Origin of the sequence: Bordetella bronchiseptica (assembly GCF_900636925.1) — a bacterium.
Classification (GTDB): domain Bacteria; phylum Pseudomonadota; class Gammaproteobacteria; order Burkholderiales; family Burkholderiaceae_B; genus Bordetella; species Bordetella pertussis.
In genome coordinates this window covers 2,548,621-2,568,939 of the sequence record NZ_LR134326.1, presented here as the reverse complement: position 1 = coordinate 2,568,939, position 20,319 = coordinate 2,548,621, and the positions used below count along the sequence as shown (strand labels likewise).

At 69.8% G+C, this 20,319-nt stretch carries 19 protein-coding genes and 1 riboswitch; of the genes, 7 read left to right on the top strand and 12 right to left on the bottom strand.

The genetic code is table 11. From position 1 onward, the window contains the following. Positions 1–10 precede the first annotated feature (10 nt). Together EL288_RS12005 and EL288_RS12000 are read right to left on the bottom strand one after the other, a co-directional pair. Positions 11–982, bottom strand: coding sequence for a Bug family tripartite tricarboxylate transporter substrate binding protein (locus EL288_RS12005; RefSeq protein WP_003817440.1), 972 nt, complete (start codon positions 980–982; stop codon positions 11–13). 60 nt (positions 983–1,042) lie between these two features. Then, a complete protein-coding gene (locus EL288_RS12000; protein WP_010926642.1) occupies positions 1,043–2,782 on the bottom strand; it encodes an N-acyl-D-amino-acid deacylase family protein in 1,740 nt (579 codons plus the stop codon). A 218-nt stretch (positions 2,783–3,000) separates the two neighbouring features. On the opposite strand from EL288_RS12000, the gene EL288_RS11995 reads away from it, so the two are divergent. From EL288_RS11995 to arsH, 4 genes are read left to right on the top strand one after another with little or no spacing between them, the layout of a single operon-like run. Then, on the top strand, positions 3,001–3,381 hold the full coding sequence (locus EL288_RS11995; RefSeq protein ID WP_003811464.1) for an ArsR/SmtB family transcription factor: 381 nt from the start codon (positions 3,001–3,003) through the stop codon (positions 3,379–3,381). A 3-nt stretch (positions 3,382–3,384) separates the two neighbouring features. Further along, positions 3,385–4,572: an MFS transporter gene (locus EL288_RS11990; protein WP_014905835.1), complete on the top strand. Its 1,188-nt coding sequence runs from the start codon at positions 3,385–3,387 to the stop codon at positions 4,570–4,572. Between the two features lie 23 nt (positions 4,573–4,595). Beyond that, on the top strand, positions 4,596–5,018 hold the full coding sequence (gene arsC / locus EL288_RS11985; RefSeq protein ID WP_033459395.1) for an arsenate reductase (glutaredoxin): 423 nt from the start codon (positions 4,596–4,598) through the stop codon (positions 5,016–5,018). After that, positions 5,011–5,733: an arsenical resistance protein ArsH gene (gene arsH / locus EL288_RS11980; protein WP_003811471.1), complete on the top strand. Its 723-nt coding sequence runs from the start codon at positions 5,011–5,013 to the stop codon at positions 5,731–5,733. Before arsC ends, arsH begins: the two co-directional genes overlap by 8 nt. Here the strand turns inward: arsH and EL288_RS11975 are convergent. Next, positions 5,730–6,632 (bottom strand): LysR family transcriptional regulator, encoded by a 903-nt coding sequence (locus tag EL288_RS11975; RefSeq protein WP_003811472.1) that lies wholly within the window; start codon positions 6,630–6,632, stop codon positions 5,730–5,732. The genes arsH and EL288_RS11975 overlap by 4 nt on opposite strands. 157 nt (positions 6,633–6,789) lie before the next feature. Here EL288_RS11975 and EL288_RS11970 point away from each other — a divergent pair, with 157 nt between their 5' ends. The 3 genes from EL288_RS11970 to EL288_RS11960 all read left to right on the top strand — a co-directional run bounded on the left by EL288_RS11970 (position 6,790) and on the right by EL288_RS11960 (position 10,585). Next, positions 6,790–7,785 (top strand): Bug family tripartite tricarboxylate transporter substrate binding protein, encoded by a 996-nt coding sequence (locus EL288_RS11970; protein WP_003811475.1) that lies wholly within the window; start codon positions 6,790–6,792, stop codon positions 7,783–7,785. 39 nt (positions 7,786–7,824) lie between these two features. Then, the gene (locus EL288_RS11965; protein WP_033459396.1) at positions 7,825–9,030 is read left to right on the top strand and encodes an FAD-dependent monooxygenase; all 1,206 of its coding nucleotides are present in this window, start codon (positions 7,825–7,827) and stop codon (positions 9,028–9,030) included. Between the two features lie 95 nt (positions 9,031–9,125). Next, positions 9,126–9,214: riboswitch (glycine riboswitch) on the top strand. Positions 9,215–9,373: 159 nt separating this feature from the next. Continuing rightward, complete coding sequence (locus EL288_RS11960; protein ID WP_003811478.1) at positions 9,374–10,585, top strand: D-amino acid dehydrogenase; 1,212 nt, start codon at positions 9,374–9,376, stop codon at positions 10,583–10,585. 30 nt (positions 10,586–10,615) lie between these two features. Here EL288_RS11960 and EL288_RS11955 read toward each other — a convergent pair whose 3' ends face one another. From EL288_RS11955 to EL288_RS11915, 9 genes are read right to left on the bottom strand one after another with little or no spacing between them, the layout of a single operon-like run. Continuing rightward, positions 10,616–11,083 carry an acyl-CoA thioesterase gene (locus EL288_RS11955; protein WP_003811480.1) on the bottom strand — a complete coding sequence of 156 codons (468 nt, stop codon included), beginning with the start codon at positions 11,081–11,083 and terminating at the stop codon, positions 10,616–10,618. Beyond that, positions 11,080–12,234 carry an iron-containing alcohol dehydrogenase gene (locus EL288_RS11950; RefSeq protein ID WP_010926638.1) on the bottom strand — a complete coding sequence of 385 codons (1,155 nt, stop codon included), beginning with the start codon at positions 12,232–12,234 and terminating at the stop codon, positions 11,080–11,082. Before EL288_RS11950 ends, EL288_RS11955 begins: the two co-directional genes overlap by 4 nt. Beyond that, positions 12,231–13,415, bottom strand: coding sequence for an acetyl-CoA C-acyltransferase (locus EL288_RS11945; protein WP_033459397.1), 1,185 nt, complete (start codon positions 13,413–13,415; stop codon positions 12,231–12,233). Before EL288_RS11945 ends, EL288_RS11950 begins: the two co-directional genes overlap by 4 nt. Further along, positions 13,412–15,496: a 3-hydroxyacyl-CoA dehydrogenase NAD-binding domain-containing protein gene (locus EL288_RS11940; protein ID WP_033459398.1), complete on the bottom strand. Its 2,085-nt coding sequence runs from the start codon at positions 15,494–15,496 to the stop codon at positions 13,412–13,414. The genes EL288_RS11945 and EL288_RS11940 overlap by 4 nt, the downstream gene beginning before the upstream one ends. 10 nt (positions 15,497–15,506) lie before the next feature. Beyond that, on the bottom strand, positions 15,507–16,481 hold the full coding sequence (locus tag EL288_RS11935) for a Bug family tripartite tricarboxylate transporter substrate binding protein (RefSeq protein ID WP_003811487.1): 975 nt from the start codon (positions 16,479–16,481) through the stop codon (positions 15,507–15,509). Positions 16,482–16,511: 30 nt separating this feature from the next. Further along, entirely contained in the window at positions 16,512–17,312 is an 801-nt protein-coding gene (locus tag EL288_RS11930) for a crotonase/enoyl-CoA hydratase family protein (RefSeq protein ID WP_003811489.1), read from the bottom strand. A gap of 28 nt (positions 17,313–17,340) precedes the next feature. After that, positions 17,341–18,099 carry an enoyl-CoA hydratase/isomerase family protein gene (locus EL288_RS11925; protein ID WP_010926635.1) on the bottom strand — a complete coding sequence of 253 codons (759 nt, stop codon included), beginning with the start codon at positions 18,097–18,099 and terminating at the stop codon, positions 17,341–17,343. Further along, positions 18,096–19,343 (bottom strand): CaiB/BaiF CoA transferase family protein, encoded by a 1,248-nt coding sequence (locus tag EL288_RS11920; RefSeq protein ID WP_003811492.1) that lies wholly within the window; start codon positions 19,341–19,343, stop codon positions 18,096–18,098. The genes EL288_RS11925 and EL288_RS11920 overlap by 4 nt, the downstream gene beginning before the upstream one ends. Next, positions 19,340–20,311 carry a Bug family tripartite tricarboxylate transporter substrate binding protein gene (locus EL288_RS11915; protein WP_003811494.1) on the bottom strand — a complete coding sequence of 324 codons (972 nt, stop codon included), beginning with the start codon at positions 20,309–20,311 and terminating at the stop codon, positions 19,340–19,342. The genes EL288_RS11920 and EL288_RS11915 overlap by 4 nt, the downstream gene beginning before the upstream one ends. Positions 20,312–20,319 lie beyond the last annotated feature (8 nt).

The window sequence follows — 20,319 nt, the reverse complement described above, 5'->3', positions numbered from 1 at the left end:
GGGCCGCTCATCAGTTGGTTTTCATGTCGACCGATTTGACGATGGGCGCCCACTTGCCCAGGTCGCTGTCGATCTTGCCGGCCATGTACGCCACCGACAGGTCGCTGGCCGGCCGCAGGCCGATGTTCTGCAGCGCGTCGCGCACCTGCTGCTTGTCGAACACCTTGCGCACGCTGGCGTTGAGCCTGGCGATGACCGCGTCGGGCGTGCCCGCGGGCGCCACCAGGCCATACCAGGGTTCGACATCGAAGCCTTTCATGCCGCTTTCCTGCATGGTCGGGATATCGGGGATGCGGCCGTCGCGCTGTGACCCGGTCACGGCCAGCGCGCGCAGCTTGCCGGCCTGCACCATGGGGACCGCGCTCAGGTCGCTGAACATCAGCGTCAGCCGCCCGCCCAGCAGGTCCGACCTGGCCGGTCCGCCGCCGCGGTACGGGACGTGCGTCATCTTGACCTGCGCCGTGGTGCTGAACAGTTCGCCCGCCAGGTGCATGGTGCTGCCGGTGCCGGACGAGCCGAAGGTGGCCTGGCCAGGATGTTGCCTGGCATAGTCGGCCAGATCCGCCACCGATTGGATCTTGCTCTCGGGGTTGACGACCAGGATGTTCTGCGTGGTGACCAGCATCGACACCGGCTTGAAGTCCTTGACCGGATCGAACGGCAAGTCCGGGTACAGCGACGGATTGATGGTCAGGATGCTGATCGTGCCCAGCAGCAGCGTATAGCCGTCGCCCGGCGACTTGGCCACGATATCGGCGCCGATGTTGCCGCCGGCGCCGGTCTTGAACTCGGTGTACACCGGCGTGCCCAGGTCGCTGGACAGTTGCTCGGACACCAGCTGCGCGAGCGGGCCGATCGTGGCGCCCGGCGCGAAGGGCACCACCAGCTTGATGGGCTGGTCGGGAAACGCGGCCTGGGCCGGGCCCTGCCAGGAAGCCGCAAGCGCGGCGAACGCAAACGCTGCACAGATGCCTTTCATCATGGTCTTCTCCTCCTTGTTTATTGTTCGTGGGCCGTCGCCGGCCGCGCTGTGACGGCGCGATCAGGCGGCCGCGGGCTCGGCCGCCATGCGCACCAGCCTGCCCGGCAGCGCGCCGGTGGCCGCGGCGTCGCGGTAGACCACCACGCCGGACACGATGGTCGCCACGTAGCCGCTGGGCTTTTGCAGGTAGCGGCCCTTGCCGGCCGGCAGGTCCATGTTCATGACGGGCACGCCGGGATCTATCGTCGCGGGGTCGATGACGTTGATGTCCGCCTTCTTGCCGACCTCCAGCACGCCGCGGTCATGCAGGCCGACGGCCCGCGCGGTGTCCGCCGTCTGGCGCTTGACCAGCCACGGCAGATCGAAGGCCGGCCGCCCTGCTCCCCCGCCCCAATGCTTGAGCAGGAAGGTCGGGAAGCTGGCGTCGGAGATCAGCGCCACGTGCGCGCCGCCGTCGCCCAGGCCGATGACCGTGTTCGGGTCGGCAAGCATTTGCGCGCAGGCGTCCAGGTTCTGGTCGGCATAGTTCGCGAATGGCGAGAACAGCAGCGCCTTGCCGTCTTCCTCGAGCAGGCAGTCGTAGGCCAGCTCGGCCGGATCGGCGCCGGCGCGCCGGGCCAGCGCCGCGATCGAGCGTTCCGGGCCCGGGTCGTAGCACGGCGGGTTGCCCAGCGGAAAGATGTTGTCGAACTCGTTCAGGCGCTTGCCCAGCGGCGTATCCTGGCTCTCGCGCAGTTCGCGCAGCAGCTGCGCGCGCAAGGCCGGGTCCCGCATGCGGCGCACCCGTTCATCCAGCGCAAGCTGGGCGATGGCCTTGTAGCTGGCGCAGTCCGAGAAGACATTGCGGCTGCCCTGCAGCCCCAGCAGCACGCCTACCCCGCGCGGCGCGACCTGCGCGCGGATGGGCAGGCCGTCGGCCGCCGCCTGCGCCGTCAGGGCCAGCAGCCGGCGCCACCCGTCCTTGTTGCCGTGCTTCTGCATCAGCGAGAACGACAGCGGCCGGCCGGATTTCTCCACCAGGCGGCGCATCATGCCGAACTCGGCCTCCAGCATGTCCGGATCGTCGAAGTCGATGATGATCTCCAGCACGCCGCCGCCGGCATCGGCCAGCCCCATGGCGATGCCGGTCAGCTCTTCCTCGGCCGCGCGCAGCGACGGCATCGGGTCGCCGGTGACCGAGCGGTGATTGATCGAGCGCGAAGTCGAGAAGCCGATCGCGCCATGGCGCATGGCCTCGGCCGCCAGGCTGCGCATCCGCGCGATGTCCTCGGGCGTGGCCATCTCGAGCCGCAGCGCGCGCTCGCCCATGACGTACACGCGCAGCGCCGCGTGCGGCAGTTGCGCGCAGAAATCGATGTCGTGCTCGATCCGTTCGGTCGCGCGCAGGAAGTCGGGAAACGTCTCCCAGGCCCAGTCCAGCCCTTCGTGCAGCGCGATGCCGGGGATGTCTTCCACGCCTTCCATCAGCTCGATCAGATTGCCGCGATCGGCCGCGCGCACCGGCGCGAACCCGACCCCGCAGTTGCCCATCACCACCGTGGTCACGCCGTGCCAGCTGGATGGAGCCAGGCGGGAATTCCAGATGATCTGCCCGTCGTAGTGCGTATGGATGTCGACGAAGCCTGGCGTGACGATCTTGCCGCGCGCGTCGATCTCGGCGGCCGCGCCCGGCGCGATGTCGCCGATCTCGGCGATCAGGGCGCCGCGCACCCCGATGTCGGCAACCCGGGGCGCGCCGCCATGCCCGTCCATGAGCAATCCGCCGCGGATGACAAGATCAAGTGCCTGTTCGTCGTGCATTTCTTCCTCGATTGAGCTGCCCTGTGCGCGTCTGCGTTGGGGCCGGATTCGGCAATGCCTGCCCCGACGAATTACACCGGCGAACCCCGCGAGCGACAAGCAAGGATTTCTTATGCTGCGACAAGGATTCCCGATCCACGGCGCGGCCGCCAGGCCGTTCGCCCGCCCACCTGCCCCGCCCGGGCCGGCAATTCGGCGCAGCCCATCATGACTATTCAATGATTCAAGAATCATTGTATTATTTCGGCATGAATGCAGAACAAGCCGTTTCCTCCCTCGGCGCCCTGGCCCATGCGCAACGCCTGAGCGTGTTTCGCGCCCTTGTCGTCGCGGGCCCGGCGGGGCTCACGCCCAGCGTCATGGCCGACGGGCTCGGCATCGCCCGCAATGCGCTGTCCTTTCACCTGAAGGAGCTGGCGCACGCCGGCCTGGTCAGCGTCGAGCAACAGGGCCGCAATCTGATCTACCGCGCCGATTTCTTCCGGATGAATGCATTGCTCGGCTATCTCACCGAACACTGCTGCCAGGGCGCGACCTGCGAGGTGTCCGATTCCCGAAAGAACACAGCCGGTTGCGACGCCGGCGCCAGGCGGGCCTGATCCATGCCAGGCGCACCGGTTCGCGTCGTCGGGATCCTGGGAACCGCCCAGACGCTGGCCTGGGCCTCCTCGTACTATCTGCCGGCGATGCTGGCGGATCCGATGGCTCGCGACCTGGGCGTGTCCACGCCGACGGTCTATGCGGCGTTCTCCGCCGCCCTGGTCGCATCGGCGTTGATCGGGCCATGGACGGGACTGGCGATCGACCGCCACGGCGGCCGTATGGTCCTGGCCGGCACCAGTCTGTTGTTTGCCCTCGGGCTGGGCATGCTCGGCGCCGCCCAGGGCCTGTGGACGATGGTTGCCGCCTGGCTCGTCATGGGCGTGGCGATGGGCGCCGGCCTCTACGAGGCCGCCTTCTCCAGCCTGGTACGCCTTTATGGCCATCACGCCCGCGGGGCCATCACCGGAATCACGCTGATCGCCGGTTTCGCCAGCACCGTTGGCTGGCCGCTTTCCGCCTGGATGGAGACGCTGTTCGGCTGGCGCGGCGCATGCCTGGGCTGGGCGGCCTTGCATTTGATGATCGGCCTGCCGTTGAACGCCTGGCTTCCCAAAGCCGTTGCCGCCGAGACGCCAAGCCCGGATGCCCCGGCCGCGCAGGAGGGGACCCTCCCTGCTGCGCGGCCGGGACCGCAGGGGCTGGCCACCGCCCTGCTCGCCTTCGTGTTCGCGGCGACGTGGTTCATCAGCACCGCGATGGCCACCCACTTGCCGCGCATGCTGCAAGCCACGGGCGCCACGCTCGCGGCCGCCGTGGCCGTGGGCGCGCTCATCGGTCCCGCGCAAGTGGCCGGCCGCCTGCTCGAGTTCGGCTTGCTGCGGCATGTTCATCCTTTGCTGTCGGCGCGCCTGGCGGCCCTGGCGCATCCGGCCGGCGTTGCCGTGCTGTTGGCCGCCGGCCCGGCGCTGGCCCCGCTGTTCGCCATCCTGCATGGGGCGGGCAACGGCATCCTGACCATCGCCAAAGGCACGTTGCCGCTGGCGCTGTTCGGCCCCCGGGGCTATGGCGCGCGCCAAGGCTGGCTGATGATGCCGGCGCGGGTCGCGCAGGCGCTGGCGCCGTTTCTCTTCGGCCTGGCGCTGGACGCCTGGCGCGCCAACGCTTTGTGGCTATCCGGGGGCATAGGCCTGGCGGCCTGCGCCGCGCTGCTCGTGCTGCGCGCGCGGCCCGACCCAATCAAGCCCTAGTCTTGCATCAACAGAGGTGTGTCATGACTTCCATCACGATCTATCACAACCCGGCCTGCGCGACATCGCGCAATGTGCTCGGGCTGATTCGCAACAGCGGCGAGGAGCCGGCCATCATCGAATATCTGAAGACGCCGCCCGACGCCGCAACGCTGCGGTCGTTGATCGTCGCCATGGGGATGCCGGTGCGCGACCTGCTCAGGAAAAAGGGCACGCCTTACGACGAGCTCGGTTTGTCGGATCCGAAATGGACAGACGAGCAGCTGATCGATTTCATGCTCCAGTACCCGATCCTGATCAATCGCCCCATCGTGACAACCCCACTGGGAACGCGTCTGTGCCGGCCGTCGGAAACCGTTCTGGATCTCCTGTCCCGGCCCCAGCGCGGCGCCTTCGACAAGGAGGACGGGCAGCCCGTCATCGATGCGGACGGCAACCGTGTCTGAGGTTCTCGCCGATCTGCCCAATATCGATCCGTCACGGTTCAAGCAGCCGAGCGCGGCCGAGCTGTTCCCGCCCGGGCGCGCCACGCATGCCCCGCGCTTCCTGCTGCTGTATGGGTCGTTGCGCGAGCGCTCCTACAGCCGCCTGGTCGCGGAGGAAGCCGCGCGGCTGCTCCGGGCGCTGGGCGGCGAGACCCGGCTGTTCAACCCGTCCGGGCTGCCGCTGGTCGACGACGCCAGCGAGGACCATCCCAAGGTCCGTGAGCTGCATGAGCTGGTCCGGTGGGCCGAAGGCATGATCTGGAGTTCGCCGGAGCGGCACGGCGCCATGAGCGGCCTGATGAAGACGCAGATCGACTGGATCCCGCTGTCGATGGGCGCGGTGCGCCCGACCCAGGGCAAGACGCTGGCGGTCATGCAGGTATCGGGGGGATCCCAGTCATTCAACGCCGTGAACCAGATGCGGGTGCTGGGCCGCTGGATGCGCATGCTGACCATCCCGAACCAATCGTCGGTGGCCAAGGCCTACCAGGAGTTCGACGAGGCGGGACGCATGCAGCCTTCGCCTTACTATGACCGGGTGGTCGACGTGGCCGAGGAGCTGATGAAGTTCACCTTGCTCACGCGCGACGCGTCGCCGTACCTGGTCGATCGCTACAGCGAGCGCAAGCAAGCCGCCGAGGCGCTGTCGCGGCGCACGGCGCAAGCCCGCATCTAGCGCGCGGCCGTGGCGCCCATGTGTTCGGCCGCCACCGAGCCGAAGCATTGCGCGAAAGCGTCGATGCGCTCGCCATCCCCCTGCCCGGCCCGCATGATGCAGTAGTAATCGACCGCCACGCGCGGCGCCACCGGCACCAGGCTGACGCGCCAGCGCCGGCGCGCCACCGCGGCGAACGACGGCACCACAGCCTGGCCCAGCCCCGCCTCGACCATGGCCAATACCGTTTCCAGGTGCGTGACCACGCGCGCCGGCGCATCGCCCTGCACGCCCAGGTGCCGGTTGACCAGGCGCTGGATCGGATTCTCGTCGGGCAAGGCGATCAGCCCGTCGCGGTCGATCTGGGGCCAGCGCACCGACCGGCGCCGCTCGCCCTCCACGCGCGGCACGGCCAGCGCCAGCCGGGCCGGGAAAACGGTTTGCCGCCGTATGCCGGCCGCGCGCGTGAAGAAGGCGCCGAAGCCGGCGTCCAGGTCGCCGCTTTCCACCCGGGCGGCGATCAGGCTGCGATCCAGGTCCATCACTTCCACGCGCACCTGCGGCGCCAGCGCCTGGAAACGCTTGAGCACATCCGGGATCACGCTGCAGGCGATCAACGGCGTCACGCCGATGCGCAGGCGGTCACGTCCGCCGGCGCCCAGGGCCCCCAGTTGCGCCACCGCCGCGCCCAGGTCCTGCACCGCGCGCTGCGCCACCGGCAGCAGGCTCTGGCCCGCCGGCGTCAGGCGGACCGCGCGCGTGGTGCGCTCGAACAGCCGGCTGCCCAGCTGCGTTTCCAGGTCGCGCACCATGGCGCTCAGCCCGGCCTGCGAGATGTGCAGCTGTTCGGCCGCCTTGGTGAAACTGGCATGGCGCGCCACCGCGAGAAAGGCGCGCATCTGGCGAAAGGAGAAGTTCATGGTCGGCCGGCCGGGGGGGAAACAGGCATTCATATTAACAAGCAATGCTTGTCAATTTATCCAATATTGTTCTTTTACTTATTTAATCCGATGCGGTGAAATAAGCCCATCGGCCCATGCGAGGCCTCATTGCCACTAGAGACACAGGAGACGAGACATGACGAGTTCGCCCGCTTTGACCATGACGCTGCGCGCCGTGCTGGCGCTGGCCGCCACCGCCAGCCTGGCCCTGGGCCCGGCCGCGCCGGCGGCCGCCGAGACGTTCCCCGCCAAGCCCGTGACCCTGGTCGTGCCCTTCCCGCCCGGCGGCCCGACCGACACCAGCGCGCGCCTGTTCGGCGCCGTCATGGCCGACAAGCTGGGCCAGCCCGTCATCGTCGAGAACCGCGCCGGCGCCGGCGGCAGCGTCGGCACCACCGTGGTCACCCGCGCCAAGCCCGACGGCTACACCCTGCTGTGGGGCGGCACCAGCAGCATCGTGGTCGCGCCGGCCCTCTACACCAACCTGCAGTACGACCCGATCAAGTCCTTCACGCCCATCGGCATGGCCGTGCGCGGCCCGCTGATCCTGGTCAGCCGCCCCGACCTGGGCCCCAAGGACATCGGCCAGCTGCGCGACTACGCCAAGAACCATGACCTGAGCGTGGCCTCGGCCGGCACCGGCTCCATCGGCCACCTGACCGCCGAGATGTTCAAGAGCGAGGCCGGCGCCCGCATGCTGCACGTGCCCTACCGCGGCGGCGCGCCGGCCCTGACCGACGTCATGGGCGGCCAGGTCGACCTGTTCTTCGATACGGTCACGCTGCTGACGCCGCAGATCCGCGCCGGCAAGCTGCGCGCCTACGCCGTCACCGGCAGCCAGCGCTACAGCGGCCTGCCCGAGGTGCCCACCGTCGCGGAGACGATCGGCAAGCCCTTCGAGGCCTACTCCTGGTTCGGCCTGCTGGCGCCGGCCGGCACCCCCGCGCCGGCGGTGCAGGCCCTGACCGACGCGCTGGCCGCCGCCGCCAAGGATCCCGAGGTCATCAAGCAGCTCAGCGCGCTGGGCCTGGAGCCGGTCGGCGACACCCCGCAGGAGTTCGCCCAGGCGATCCGCGCCGACCTCGACAAATGGACCGGCGTGGTCCGCAGCGCGGGCGTCAAGCCCCAGTAACCGCGCCTACGCATACGCGACACAGAAGGACAACCCACGATGCCCGACACCTCCTCCCCCCGGATCCTGATCGCCGGCGCCGGCCTGGGCGGCCTGACCGCCGCGCTGGCCCTGCAGGCGCGCGGTTTCCAGGTCCGCGTGCTGGAACAAGCCGCGCAGCTGCGCGAACTGGGCGCGGGCATCCAGCTCAGCGCCAACGCCAACCGCGTGCTGTACCAGCTGGGCCTGGGCGCGGCCCTGGAACAGGTGGCCAGCCCGGCGTCCGGCAAGCGCATCCGCCTGTGGAACACCGGCCAGACCTGGCCGCTGTTCGACCTGGGCGCGCAGTCCGTCGAACGCTATGGCTACCCGTACCTGACCATCTACCGCGCCGACCTGCACCGCGTGCTGGCCGAAGCCGTGCTGGCGCGCGATCCGCAGGCCATCGAACTGGGCGCCCGGGTCGAGAGCGTCGCGCAGGACGATGCCGCGGCCAGCGTCACGCTGGCCGACGGCAGCACGCGCCAGGCCGATATCCTGGTGGGCGCCGATGGCGTGCACTCGCGCGTGCGCGCCGCCCTGCATGGCCAGGACCAGGCGCGCTTCTCCGGCGCGCTGGCCTGGCGCGGCGTCATCCCGGCGCACAAGCTGCCGCCGCATTTGCGCGAGCCGTATGCCGTCAACTGGGTCGGCCCCGGCGCCCATGTCATCCACTACCCGCTGCGCCGCGGCGAACTGGTGAACTTCGTCGGCATCCTGGAGCGCGACGACTGGCAGGTCGAGTCCTGGACACAGCAGGGCACGATCGCGGAATGCGCGCGGGATTTCGCCGGCTGGCACGAGGACGTGCAGACGCTGATCCATGCGCTGGATACGCCCTTCAAGTGGGCGATGATGCTGCGCGAGCCCCTGGCGCGCTGGACCAGCGGGCGCATCACCCTGCTGGGCGACGCCTGCCACCCGACCCTGCCGATGCTGGCCTCGGGCGCGGCCATGGCCATCGAGGACGGCTACGTGCTGGCGCGCTGCCTCGACGGCATGCGCGCCGATGCGCGGCAGGCGCTGGTCCGCTACCAGGATCTGCGCGTCGAGCGCACGGCGCGCGTGGTGCGCGGCTCGGCCGAGAACGCCAGGCGCTTCCACAACCCGGAGCTGGCGCACGCGGCCGGCGCGGCCGCCTATGTCGAACAGCAATGGAGCGAGGCCCGGGTACGCGAAAGATACGAGTGGCTCTTCACGTACGACGTGGACGCCGAACCGGTCTGAGGGCGCCGCCCGCGCGTGGCCAGGGTTTCCCCTTGGATGCGCGCCCGCGTCTTGTCCTGCCGGCGCAATCGCTGTAACTTGTGCCGGTTCCACCAACGTGCAGTTCGGGAGAGACCGTCCAGCGGACGGCGCCGACGGAGCAACCACCCCGGAAACTCTCAGGCAAAAGGACCGACCTGCTGGAACATCTGGAGAGTGGCGCGCGGTACGGCGCCCACCGAAGGGGATCCCTGGCGCGTTTGCAGCGGCGCACGGGTGAAGCTCTCAGGTAAATGGACAGATGGGGTTGCGGCCGGGCCATTCCGATGGCCGGCAGACGCCAACCTCCTCTGGGACCACGACCATGTCTCGAATCGCCGTCATCGGCGCCGGCATCACCGGCGTCACCACCGCCTATGCGCTCGCCTTGCGCGATCACCAGGTCACGGTGTTCGACCGCCACCGCTATAGCGCGATGGAAACCTCGTTCGCCAACGGCGGGCAGCTCTCGGCCAGCAACGCCGAGGTCTGGAACAGCCGCTCCACGCTCTTCAAGGGCCTGCGCTGGATGCTGCGGCGCGACGCTCCGCTGCTGCTCAATCCCCGGCCCAGCTGGCACAAGTACTCGTGGCTGGGAGAGTTCCTGCGCCAGATCCCCCGCTACGAAGCCAACACCATAGAAACCGTGCGGCTGGCCATCGCCGCGCGCCAGCATCTGTTCGACATCGCGGCCCGCGAACGGATCGATTTCGATCATGAGCGGCGCGGCATCCTGCACTTCTATGCCAGCAGGCGGGAGTACGACAGCGCCTTGCGGGTCAACGCCCTGCTGCGCGCCGGCGGGCTGGAGCGGCGGCCCGTATCGCCCGAGGAAATGCGCGCCATCGAACCGGCCCTGCAGGGCGACTTCTACGGCGGCTTCTTTACCGAGTCGGACTCCACCGGCGACATCCACAAGTTCACCACTGGCCTGGCCCGGGCCGCCGCGCGGCACGGCGCCCTATTCCGCTACGAAACGCCAGTCAGCGGCATCGACCATCGCGGCGGCGCCATCGCCATCACGACCGCCGAAGACGTCGAACGCTACGACAAGGTGGTGATCTGCGCGGGCGTGGGCAGCCGCCGCTTCGCCAGCATGGTGGGCGACCGCGTCAACATCTATCCGGTCAAGGGATATTCGATCACGGTGAGCCTGGACGACGAGGCCAGCCAGGCCGGCGCGCCCTGGACCAGCCTGCTGGACGACCGCGCCAAGATCGTGACCAGCCGGCTCGGCGCCGGCCGGTTCCGGGTGGCCGGCACCGCCGAATTCAACGGCTTCAATCGCGATATCCGCGCCGACCGCGTCGAACCGCTGGTCGCATGGGTGCGCCGGTATTTTCCGCAGGTCTCGACCAGCCGCGTCGTGCCCTGGGCGGGCCTGCGGCCCATGCTGCCCAGCATGCTGCCGCGCGTCGGGCCCGGCAAGCGGCCGGGCGTGTTCTACAACACCGGCCATGGCCACCTCGGATGGACGCTGTCGGCCGCGACCGCCCAGCTGGTGGCCGAAGCGGTGACGGCCGGCGCCGGCACGTAGACGGCAGGCAGGCGGCCAGCGGCGCGCGCCTCAAGCGCGCCCGGCCGCCGCCAGCCGGCCCAGGCAGGCCCGCAGGCCGGCTGGCAGCGCCACGGGGCGGCGGCTGGCGCGCTCGACGTAGACATGCACGAAGTGGCCCTGGGCCGTGCACAGTTCGTCGCCGGCGCGGAACACGCCCAGCTCGTAGCGCACGCTGCTGCGCCCCACGTGGGCCACGCGCAGGCCGATCTGCAATGTTTCCGGGAACTCGGCCGGCGCGTGGAAATTGCAGTGCGTTTCCACGACCAGGCCGATCACGGCGCCCGCCTGCGGGTCGAGCTGGCCGGCCGACGCCAGGTAGCGATTCACCGCCGTATCGAAGTAGGCGTAATACACGACGTTGTTGACATGCCCATACATGTCGCAATCCATCCAGCGTACCGGCATGGCCTCGAAATGGCCGAAGCCGGCCCGCTGCCACCGTTGCGGACGCGGGGCCTGGCCCGCGCTATCGTTCACAGCGCCTCCCGGTAAAGGCGCAAGGCGTCGTCGTAGCCGAGCTCCCTGGGGTTGTTGACCAGCAAACGCTGTTGCTGCATGGCCTGTTGCGCGAGCATGGGCAGATCGCGTTCGGCCACCCCGACTTCGGCCAGGCGCCGCGGCAGCCCCAGACGCGGCCCCAGGCCGGCCATTTCCTGCACGAATCCTTCGGCGCGCGCCTGCTGCGGGCCGTCGACCTGCGGACAGGCGATCTGCGCAAGCTGGGCATAGGCGGCGCCGGCCTGCGGCAGGTTGAAACGCAGCACCGCGCCGAACATCAATGCATTGGACAGGCCGTGCGGCACGTGGAAAACGCCGCCCAGCGGATAGGCCAGCGCATGCACGGCCGCCACCGGCGCATTGGCGAACGCCTGCCCCGCCAGCATCGCGCCCAGCAACATGTCATGGCGGGCCGCCATGTCGGCGCCGTCGCGGCATGCGGGGCCGATGGAACGGCACAGCAGGCGCAACGCCTCGCGCGCCAGGCCATCGGAGATCGGGTTCTTGCGCAGCCGGCTGGTATAGGCCTCGACGGCGTGCACGATGGCGTCGATGCCGGTGGCGGCGGTCACGGCCGGCGGCAGGCCCCGGGTCAACGCGGCATCCAGTACGGCGATGTCGCAGTACAGGACGGGGGAGACAATGCCCGCCTTGGAGGCGTCCTCGCGGGTTACGATGGCGATGGGCGTGGCTTCCGAGCCGGTGCCGGCCGTGGTCGGCACCTGCACCAGCGGCAGGCGCGCCGTGGCGACGCGGTCGATGCCGTAGCTGTCGCGAAAGTCGGCCGCGGAGCCGGCGAACGCCGCCACCAGTTTCGCGATATCCATCGACGAGCCGCCGCCGAAGCCGATCACGCATTGCACGTCCGTTTCCCGGCCCCGCGCGATCGCCTGGCTCACCACCGCTTCGGGCGGATCGGCCAGCACGCCGTCGTAGACCTGGACCGTGTGGCCGGCGTCGCGCAGGCTTTGCGCCAGGGCCGCGACCAGGCCCAGCCGCACCAGCTGCTCGTCCGTGACGACCAGGATGCGGCACGGCCCCCATTGCGCCGCGACCGCCTCGCCCAACCGTTGCGAGGCCCCCTCGCCCGCCAGCGTGCGGGCATGTGTCCGAAACTCGAATCCGTTCATAGCACCTCGAATAGTCCCGCGGCGCCCATGCCGCCGCCCACGCACATGGTCACCACCACATAACGCACGCCCCGGGCGCGTCCTTCCAGCAGCGCATGCCCCACCAGCCGCGCGCCGGACATGCCATAGGGATGGCCCAGCGCGATGGCGCCGCCGTTCACGTTCAGGCGTTCATCGGGCAGGCCCAGGCGGTCACGGCAATAGATTACCTGCACGGCGAACGCCTCGTTCAACTCCCACAGGCCGATGTCGCCGATCGCCAGGCCGGCGCGCGCCAGCAGGCGGGGCACGGCCTGCACCGGGCCGATGCCCATTTCATCGGGACGGCAGCCCGCCACCGCAAAGCCGCGGAAGCGGCCCAGGGGCCGCAGGCCACGCGCCCGCGCGGCAGCCGCGCGCATCAGCACGCAGGCCGAGGCGCCGTCCGAAAGCTGGCTGGCATTGCCCGCCGTAATGCAGCCGCCCTCGCGCACGCTCTTGAGCGCGGTCAGTTTTTCGGAAGTCGTCCCGGGGCGCACGCCTTCGTCCTCGGCCACCAGCATTTCGGTTTCAACGGGCGGCGCGCCGTGCGGGTCGGCCGCCAGGTGGCTCACACGCATGGGCGCGATTTCGTCGCGCATGCGGCCGGCCGCGCGCGCCTGCGCGGCGCGCTGCTGGCTGCGCGCCGCGTACTCGTCCTGGCGCTGGCGCGAAATGCCGTAGCGCCGGGCGATCACTTCGGCGGTATCGATCATGGGCAGGAAAATCTCCGGCTGGTGCCGCGCCAGCCAGGGGTCCTGTTCCATGTGGTGATTCATGTGTTCGTTCTGCACGCAGGAAATCGAATCCAGCCCGCCCGCCACCACGATATCGGCGCTGCCGCACAGGATGGACTGGGCGCCCATGGCGATGGCCTGCAGCCCGGACGAGCAAAGCCGGTTCACCGTGACGCCGGGCACCTCGACCGGCAGGCCGGCGCGCAAGGCGGCCTGGCGCGCGATGTTCTCGCCCGCCGTTCCTTCCGGGCGGCCGCACCCCATGATGAGGTCATCGACCTCGGCCGGCTCGATCCCGGCGCGCCGCACCGCGTGCTCGACGGCGTGCCCGCCCAGGGTGGCGCCATGGGTATTGTTGAAGGCGCCCCGATAGGCCTTGCCGATGGGCGTGCGCGCGGTCGATACGATGACGATGTCGTCGCTCATGCGCCCTCCTGGCCGTGATCCTGCAGCCGGCCGCCCTGCGCCGCCAGGCGGGCCAGCAGGCCGGGCGGTTGCCAGAATTCCGGTTCCGCCGTGGCGGCGCGCCGCCGCAAGCCGGCCACCACCGCCGGCAGGCCCATGGCGTCGGCGCTGTGGCAAGGGCCGCCGCGCCAGCGCGGAAAGCCATAGCCGGCCAGGAACACCGCGTCCACGTCCGTCGCGCTGGCCGCGATGCCCTCCTCCAGCAGGCGCGCGGCCTCGACGACGAGCGCGTGCAGGCAACGCTCGACGATCTCGTCGGCCGCAATGGCCCGGCGGGATACTCCGGCCTCGCGCGAAGCGGCCGCAATCATGGCCTCCACCTCGGCATCGCGCCGGGGCTGCCGGCCGCCGTCCGGATAGGCATGGATCCCGCTGCCTCCTTTCAGGCCGAGGCGGCCCGCCGCGCTGACCCGGTCCAGCCAGTCGGGCCAGGGCCTGTGCGGCATCTCGCTGCGCTGCCGCAGGCGGATGCTGTCGCCCACATCCAGGCCCGCCAGGTCGGCGACCTGGAACGGGCCCATGGCAAAGCCCCAGTCGCGCAGCGCCGCGTCGACCTCCATGGGCATGGCGCCCTCGTGCACCATCAAGGCCGCCTGCCGCAGATACTGATGCCACATGCGGTTGCCGATGAAACCGTCGCACACGCCGGCCACCACGGCGGTCTTGCGCAAGCGCCGCGCCAGCCCTTGCGCGGCGGCCACCACATCGGCGTGGGTGGCCGCGCCGCGCACGATCTCGAGCAAGGGCATCACCGGCGCGGGGCTGAAGAAATGCAGCCCCACCACGTCCTGCGGGCGCCGCGTGCTGTGCGCGATCCGGTCGACATCCAGCGTCGACGTGTTGGTGCCCAGGATGGCGCCGGGCTTGAGGACCCGGTCCAGCTCGCGGAAAACCGCGCATTTCACCGCCATGTCCTCGAACACCGCCTCGATGGCGAGATCGGCCTGCGCGATGCCGGCCATCTCGCCGGTTGTCGCGACGGCGGCGACACGCTGCTCGGCCTGCCTGGACGTGAGCCGCTTGCGCGCGGCCAGGCGCTCGAAATGCTGGCATACCTGCGCGCGCCCCTGCGCCAGCCGGTCGGCGTCCACGTCGTGCCAGATCACCGGCAGGCCGGCGTCGGCCAGGCAGATGACAATGCCGGTGCCCATCGTGCCAGCCCCCACGACCGCGACCTGCTCGATGCGCCGGGCCGACACATCGCCGGCCGGCGGGCGCGGCCGCTCGGCAAAAAAGGCATAGCGCAAGGCCCGCGCCTCGGCCCCGTCGCGCAGGCGCGCGAACGACTCGCGCTCCAGCGCCCGCCCGGCGTCGAACGGCCCCTGTGCCGCGGCAAGGCATGCCAGCGCCGCCTCGCGCGCCGCCGCGCTGCCCACCGGCCGGATGGCGGCCGCGCGCGCCGCCTCGGCGATCGATGCCGGCGCCAACGCAGGCAAACTGGCAACGCGGCGCCGCGCCAGCCCGCCCGGCGCGTTGCGCATCCACGCCAGCGCCTGCTCCAGCGTATCGTCGGCAGACAACAGCGCATCGGCCAGTTTGTACCGAAGCGCGGTTTCGCCGCCCACGGGTTCGCCGCCCAGCACCATCTCGACGGCTTGGCGCGCGCCGACCAGGCGCGGCAAGCGCTGCGTGCCGCCGGCGCCAGGCAGCAACCCCAGCTTGATCTCCGGCAACCCCAGCGAGGCGCGCGGCGACGCCAGCCGATAGTGGCACCCCAGCGCAAGCTCCAGCGCGCCGCCCAGCGCCGCGCCATCGAGCAGCGCCACCACGGGCACCGGCGCGTTCTCGATGCGGTCTATCAGTTCGGCCAGCCCGGCATCCTGGTCCGACCCTGCCTGGTCGAACTCCTTGATATCCGCGCCAGCCGAGAAAATGCCCGGACGGGCGCTGACCAGCAGCAGCGCCCGCACGTCCGGCCTGGCGTACACCTGCTCCAGGCATTGCGCCAGGCCGTGCCGCAACGTCCGCCCCAATGCATTCACCGGCGGGCTGTCCAGGGTCACGACTCCTATGTCGCCCCGCATCGCGATCGCTACCGACATATCCAGGCTCCTACTGTTTCTCGATGCCGGCGATCTCGGCCGCGCGGCTCCATTTGGCGATCTCGTCGACCTGGTAGCGCCGCAGCTCGGCGGGCCCTACCGGGAAACTCTCCCAGTTGGTGCCGGCCAGGAACGCCCGCGTCTGCTCGCGTTCGTAGATGGCGACGATGGCCTTGCTCAGCGTGTCGACGATAGGCGCGGGCGTGCCCGCCGGCGCGAACGCGGAGGTCCAGTTCACCATGTCGAACCCCGGATAGCCGGCCTGCGCCACCGTCGGCGTCGCGGGCTCGCTTTCCAGCCGCTCGGCGCTGCTGACGGCCAGCAGGCGCAGCTTGCCCGAGCGCAGGAACGGCACCAGCGCCGCATAGTCGGCGAACGCGAAGTCGACCTGCCGGCCGGCCAGGTCGGTCAATGCCTGGGCCGCGCCCTTGTAGGGAATATGGCTGGCCTTGGCCTGGGCCATCGACAGGAACAGCTCGGTCGTGATCTGGTAGGCCGCGCTGCCCGAGCCATAGTTCAGCGTGCCCGGCTGTTGCCGCATGGCCTGGACCAGGTCGTCCACCGAACGATAGGGAGACTGTGCGTTCACGGCCAGGCCCATCGCGCCTTTCGCCAGGCGCGCCACCGGCGCGAAATCCTTCAGGGGGTCATACGGCAGCGCCTTGAAGATGGCCGCGTTGACCGTCATGGCCGACGATCCAGAGATCAGCAGCGTATAGCCGTCGGGCGCCGCGGCGGCCACCATCTTGGCGGCGATGAAACTGTTGGCGCCAGGGTGGTTCTCGACCACCACCGGCGAACCGAACTCGGCTTCCATCTCGCGCGCCAGATGGCGTGCCGTGTTGTCCGTGCCGCTGCCGGGCGCGAACGGCACGATGAGCCGGATCGGGTGCGTGGGAAACGCCTGTTGCGCCAGGGCCGCGCCGCTCGCGGCCAGCGACGCCGCGCCCAGCAGGAACGACAGAACAAAGTGTTTTTTTCTCATGGTCTCCTCTCGTGCAAGAACGGGACGGCTTCAGCGTCCGTGAAAGACAGGCGGGCGCTTTTCCAGCAAGGCCGCAATGCCCTCCTGGTGGTCCGCGGTGCGGTGCGACAGGGTTTGATACAGCCTGGAGAACTCCAGCATGGCCTCCAGCCGCTGGTGCAGGCCTTCGCGGATCAGCCGCTTGGCGAAGCGCACCTGCTGCGGCGGATTGACGGCGATCCGCTCGGCCAGCTGGCAGGCGGCGTCCATGAGCTGCGCCGCCGGCACGACGCTGGACACCAGGTTCCATTGCAACGCGGTGGCCGCGTCCAGCGTATCGCCGGTAAACGCCATCTCGTAGGTGCGCGCCAGCCCGATGATGCGCGGCAGGAACCACGACCCGCCATCGCCGGGGATGATGCCCAGCTTGACGAAACTCTCGGCGAATCGCGCATCGTCGGCGGCGATGCGGATATCGCACATGCAGGCCAGGTCGCAGCCCGCGCCGATGGCCGCGCCGTTGACCGCCGCGATCAGCGGCACGTCAAGCTGCGCCAGGGCCATGGGAATGCGCTGGATGCCCGTGCTGTACTTCGCGGGAATGCGCGCCGCCGGTCCGCTGTCCGGGCCGTAGTCCGCCAGCATCTTCTTGACATTGCCGCCCGCGCAAAACGACGGGCCGTTGCCGGTCAGGATGGCCGCCCGCACATCCAGGTCCGCGTTGAGCTCGCGCACCAGGTCCTCGAACTCCTGGAACTGCTCGGCATCGGTCAGCGCATTGCGCGCCTCGGGCCGATTCATCCTGACGATACAAACGCGGCCACGCCGCTCCACTTCTAGAAACCGGGTCATTCCGTTCTTTCTCCTCGTTGAGCAATCTTCATCGTCCGCTCCAGCGCGGCGCGCGCTTCTCGCGAAACGCCAGCGCGCCTTCCCGCGCGTCTTCCGAGCGGTATAGCGGCTCCAGGATATGGAAAGCCGTCCGCAGGGCCGCGCCCCGCCCCATCTCGGCCGCGGCATAGACCATCTCCTTGCAGGCCGCCGCGCTCAGCGGCGCCGTGGCCACGATGGCGCGCGCCAGCTCCATGGCCTTGTCCATCAGCTGCGCGGCGGGCACCACATGATTGACGAAGCCGATCTCGGCGGCCCGCTGCGCGCCGATGGGATTGCCGGTCAGCAGCAGCTCCAGCACCAGCTTCTGCGGGATCACCCCCTGCAACCAGACCGCCCAGGCCGGCGCCCGGCCGACCTTGGATTCCGGCATGCCGAACACGGCATGGTCCGCGGCCACCACCAGGTCGCACATTTGCGTGAAGAACCAGCCGCCGCCCAGTGCGGCGCCATTGACCGCCGCGATGACAGGCTTGCTTGCCTGGACGTTGTCGCCGAGTATGGGCAGGAACGTCTTCTGGCTGAGATCCGTGTTCTCGGACAGGTCGCGTCCGGCGCTGAAGCTGCGTTCGCCCGCGCCGGTGAGGATCGCGACCCGCAGCGCCGCATCGTTCTCGAACCGCTCCCAGGCGGCAATCAGCGCCTGCCGCATCTCCAGGTTGATGGCGTTGCGTTTGTCGGGCCGGTTCAGCGTGATGATCGCGATCTGTTCGCGCGTTTCGAATCTTACGGTCGGGGATGTGTTCATTTGGCTTGCGGGTTGGATTGAAGACGGGACGAGGCCAGCGACGACAGCACCGCTTCGGTGTGCTCGCCCAGCACGGTTGGCGCCCGCCCGTGGCGGGCCGGCGTGCGCGACATGCGCAACGCGCTGCCCATCGCGCGGATTTCGCCGAACACCGGGTCCGGCGCTGCGGCCACGAGCGCCCGGTGGCGCACGTGCGGATCGGCCAGCACCTCCGCCACGGTCTGGATCGGCCCGCAGGGAATGCCTTCGGCCAGCAGGCGTTCCAGCCAGTACTGGCGTGTCTGGCCGCGGAAGGCCTCGCGCAGTTGCGCCATCAATGCATTCTTGCCCTGGACGCGCAGCTCGTTGGTCGCATAGCGAGGATCGCGCGCCAGCGACTCGCGGTCCAGATGGCGGCAAAGGCGCTGGAACTGCCGGTCGTTGCCCACCATCAGCATGAGCGGGCCGTCCAGGCACTGGACGGCGTCGCCCGGCACGACGGTCGGATGTTCGTTGCCGTTGCGTTGCGGCGCCTGGCCGCACGCCAGGAAGTTGGCGGCCAGGGTGGACAGCGCCGATACCTGCACGTCCATCAGCGAGAGATCCAGGTGCTGGCCCTGCCCGCTGGCCTCGCGCTCGCGCAAGGCCATCAGCACGCCGCAGCAGGCGTAGACCCCGGTCATCAGGTCGATGATGGGAATCCCGGTTTTCTGCGGACCGCCGCCAGCGGCGTCATCGGGCAGGCCTGTCACGCTCATCATTCCGCCCACGGCCTGGATGATCGAGTCGTAGCCCGGCCTGGCCGCATACGGGCCGGTCTGCCCATAGCCCGTGATCGAGCAGTACACCAGGCGCGGATTCAGCGCCGACAGCGTGGCGTAATCGAGCCCATGCCGCGCCAGCGAGCCGGCCTTGAAATTCTCGACCAGTACGTCGCTGCGCAGCGCCAGTTCGCGCAGCGCCTGGCGGTCCGCCTCGGACTCCAGGTCCAGGCACACGGAGCGCTTGCCCCGGTTGGCGGCGCAGAAGTACGCGGACACCCGTTCATGGCCGTCGGCCGACTCGTAGAACGGCGGCCCCCAGGCCCGGCTGTCGTCGCCCTGCCCTGGCCGCTCGATCTTGATCACATCGGCGCCGAAATCGGCCAGCATCTGCGTGCACCACGGGCCCGCCAGCACGCGCGACAAATCCAGCACCCGGATGCCGTCCATCGGCATGGGCTTGCTTGCACCGCCACCACTCATCTTCGCTCCTTCTTGGGTCACGCGGCCAAGCCGGACTTGCGCACGACGTTGCCCCATTTCTCGTATTCATCGCGCACGAACTGCGCGCATGCCGGCACGTCGCTGGCCACGACGCTGTTGCCCTGCGCCTGCAGAGCCTGGCGCAAGCGCGCATCGCGCATGGCGCCGGCCAGTCCGGCCTGCAGGGCGTCGATGGTCGGCGCGGGCGTGCCGCCCGGCGCGAACAGCGCCTGCCACGTCTCCGACGCAAAGCCGGGCAGCGCCGACTCCGCCAGCGTGGGCAGGTCGGGCATCTGGCTGGAGCGCACCTCGCCCGCGCTGGCCAGGGCAATGGCCTTGCCCGCCTGGATATGCGCCGCCGACGCGGAAATCGTCGTGAACATGACCTGCACATTGCCGGCCATCAGGTCCACCAGGGCGGGTCCGTCGCCCTTGTACGGCACGTGCGTCATTTCCACGCCGGCCATGCTCTTGAACAGCTCGCCGGACAGGTGGAACGGGCCGCCCGTGCCCGAGGACGCATAGTTGAACTTGCCCGGCTCGGCTTTCAGGAGCGCGATCAGTTCCTCCGGCTTGCGCGCCGGCACCGCCGGATTGACCAGCAGCACGACGTCGTTCTTGACCAGCAGGCTGACGGGCGCGAAGTCCTTGAACGGATCGTAGGGAACCTTCTCGAGGTGCGGCGCGATCGTGATCGGGCCTATACCGCCCAGCAGCAGGACATAGCCGTCCGGGGCGGCGCGCGCCACCGCCAGCGTGCCGATCCGCCCGTTGGCGCCGGCGCGGTTGTCGATGATCACCGGCTGGCCCAGCCGGGCCTGCAGGTGTTCGGCGATGACCCGGGCTACGTTGTCGGTGGCTCCGCCCGGCGAATACGGCACGATCAGCGTCACGGGACGCTGCGGGTAAGGCTTGGCGGCCGCGGCGCGGCCCAGCCAGGTCGTGCTTGCCAGCGCGGCGAGCGCGCCCAGCGCATCACGTCGGTTCATTTCCTGTC

Excerpts from the sequence above, each read along its gene's own strand:
- EL288_RS11945 (WP_033459397.1), bottom strand. The coding sequence starts at position 13,415 with ATGAGCGACGACATCGTCATCGTATCGACCGCGCGCACGCCCATCGGC.
- EL288_RS11975 (WP_003811472.1), bottom strand. The coding sequence starts at position 6,632 with ATGAACTTCTCCTTTCGCCAGATGCGCGCCTTTCTCGCGGTGGCGCGC.
- EL288_RS11965 (WP_033459396.1), top strand. The coding sequence starts at position 7,825 with ATGCCCGACACCTCCTCCCCCCGGATCCTGATCGCCGGCGCCGGCCTG.
- EL288_RS11950 (WP_010926638.1), bottom strand. The coding sequence starts at position 12,234 with ATGAACGGATTCGAGTTTCGGACACATGCCCGCACGCTGGCGGGCGAG.
- EL288_RS12005 (WP_003817440.1), bottom strand. The coding sequence starts at position 982 with ATGATGAAAGGCATCTGTGCAGCGTTTGCGTTCGCCGCGCTTGCGGCT.
- EL288_RS12000 (WP_010926642.1), bottom strand. The coding sequence starts at position 2,782 with ATGCACGACGAACAGGCACTTGATCTTGTCATCCGCGGCGGATTGCTC.
- EL288_RS11940 (WP_033459398.1), bottom strand. The coding sequence starts at position 15,496 with ATGTCGGTAGCGATCGCGATGCGGGGCGACATAGGAGTCGTGACCCTG.
- EL288_RS11915 (WP_003811494.1), bottom strand. The coding sequence starts at position 20,311 with ATGAACCGACGTGATGCGCTGGGCGCGCTCGCCGCGCTGGCAAGCACG.
- EL288_RS11995 (WP_003811464.1), top strand. The coding sequence starts at position 3,001 with ATGATTCAAGAATCATTGTATTATTTCGGCATGAATGCAGAACAAGCC.
- arsC (WP_033459395.1), top strand. The coding sequence starts at position 4,596 with ATGACTTCCATCACGATCTATCACAACCCGGCCTGCGCGACATCGCGC.
- EL288_RS11935 (WP_003811487.1), bottom strand. The coding sequence starts at position 16,481 with ATGAGAAAAAAACACTTTGTTCTGTCGTTCCTGCTGGGCGCGGCGTCG.
- EL288_RS11925 (WP_010926635.1), bottom strand. The coding sequence starts at position 18,099 with ATGAACACATCCCCGACCGTAAGATTCGAAACGCGCGAACAGATCGCG.
- EL288_RS11960 (WP_003811478.1), top strand. The coding sequence starts at position 9,374 with ATGTCTCGAATCGCCGTCATCGGCGCCGGCATCACCGGCGTCACCACC.
- EL288_RS11930 (WP_003811489.1), bottom strand. The coding sequence starts at position 17,312 with ATGACCCGGTTTCTAGAAGTGGAGCGGCGTGGCCGCGTTTGTATCGTC.
- EL288_RS11990 (WP_014905835.1), top strand. The coding sequence starts at position 3,385 with ATGCCAGGCGCACCGGTTCGCGTCGTCGGGATCCTGGGAACCGCCCAG.
- EL288_RS11970 (WP_003811475.1), top strand. The coding sequence starts at position 6,790 with ATGACGAGTTCGCCCGCTTTGACCATGACGCTGCGCGCCGTGCTGGCG.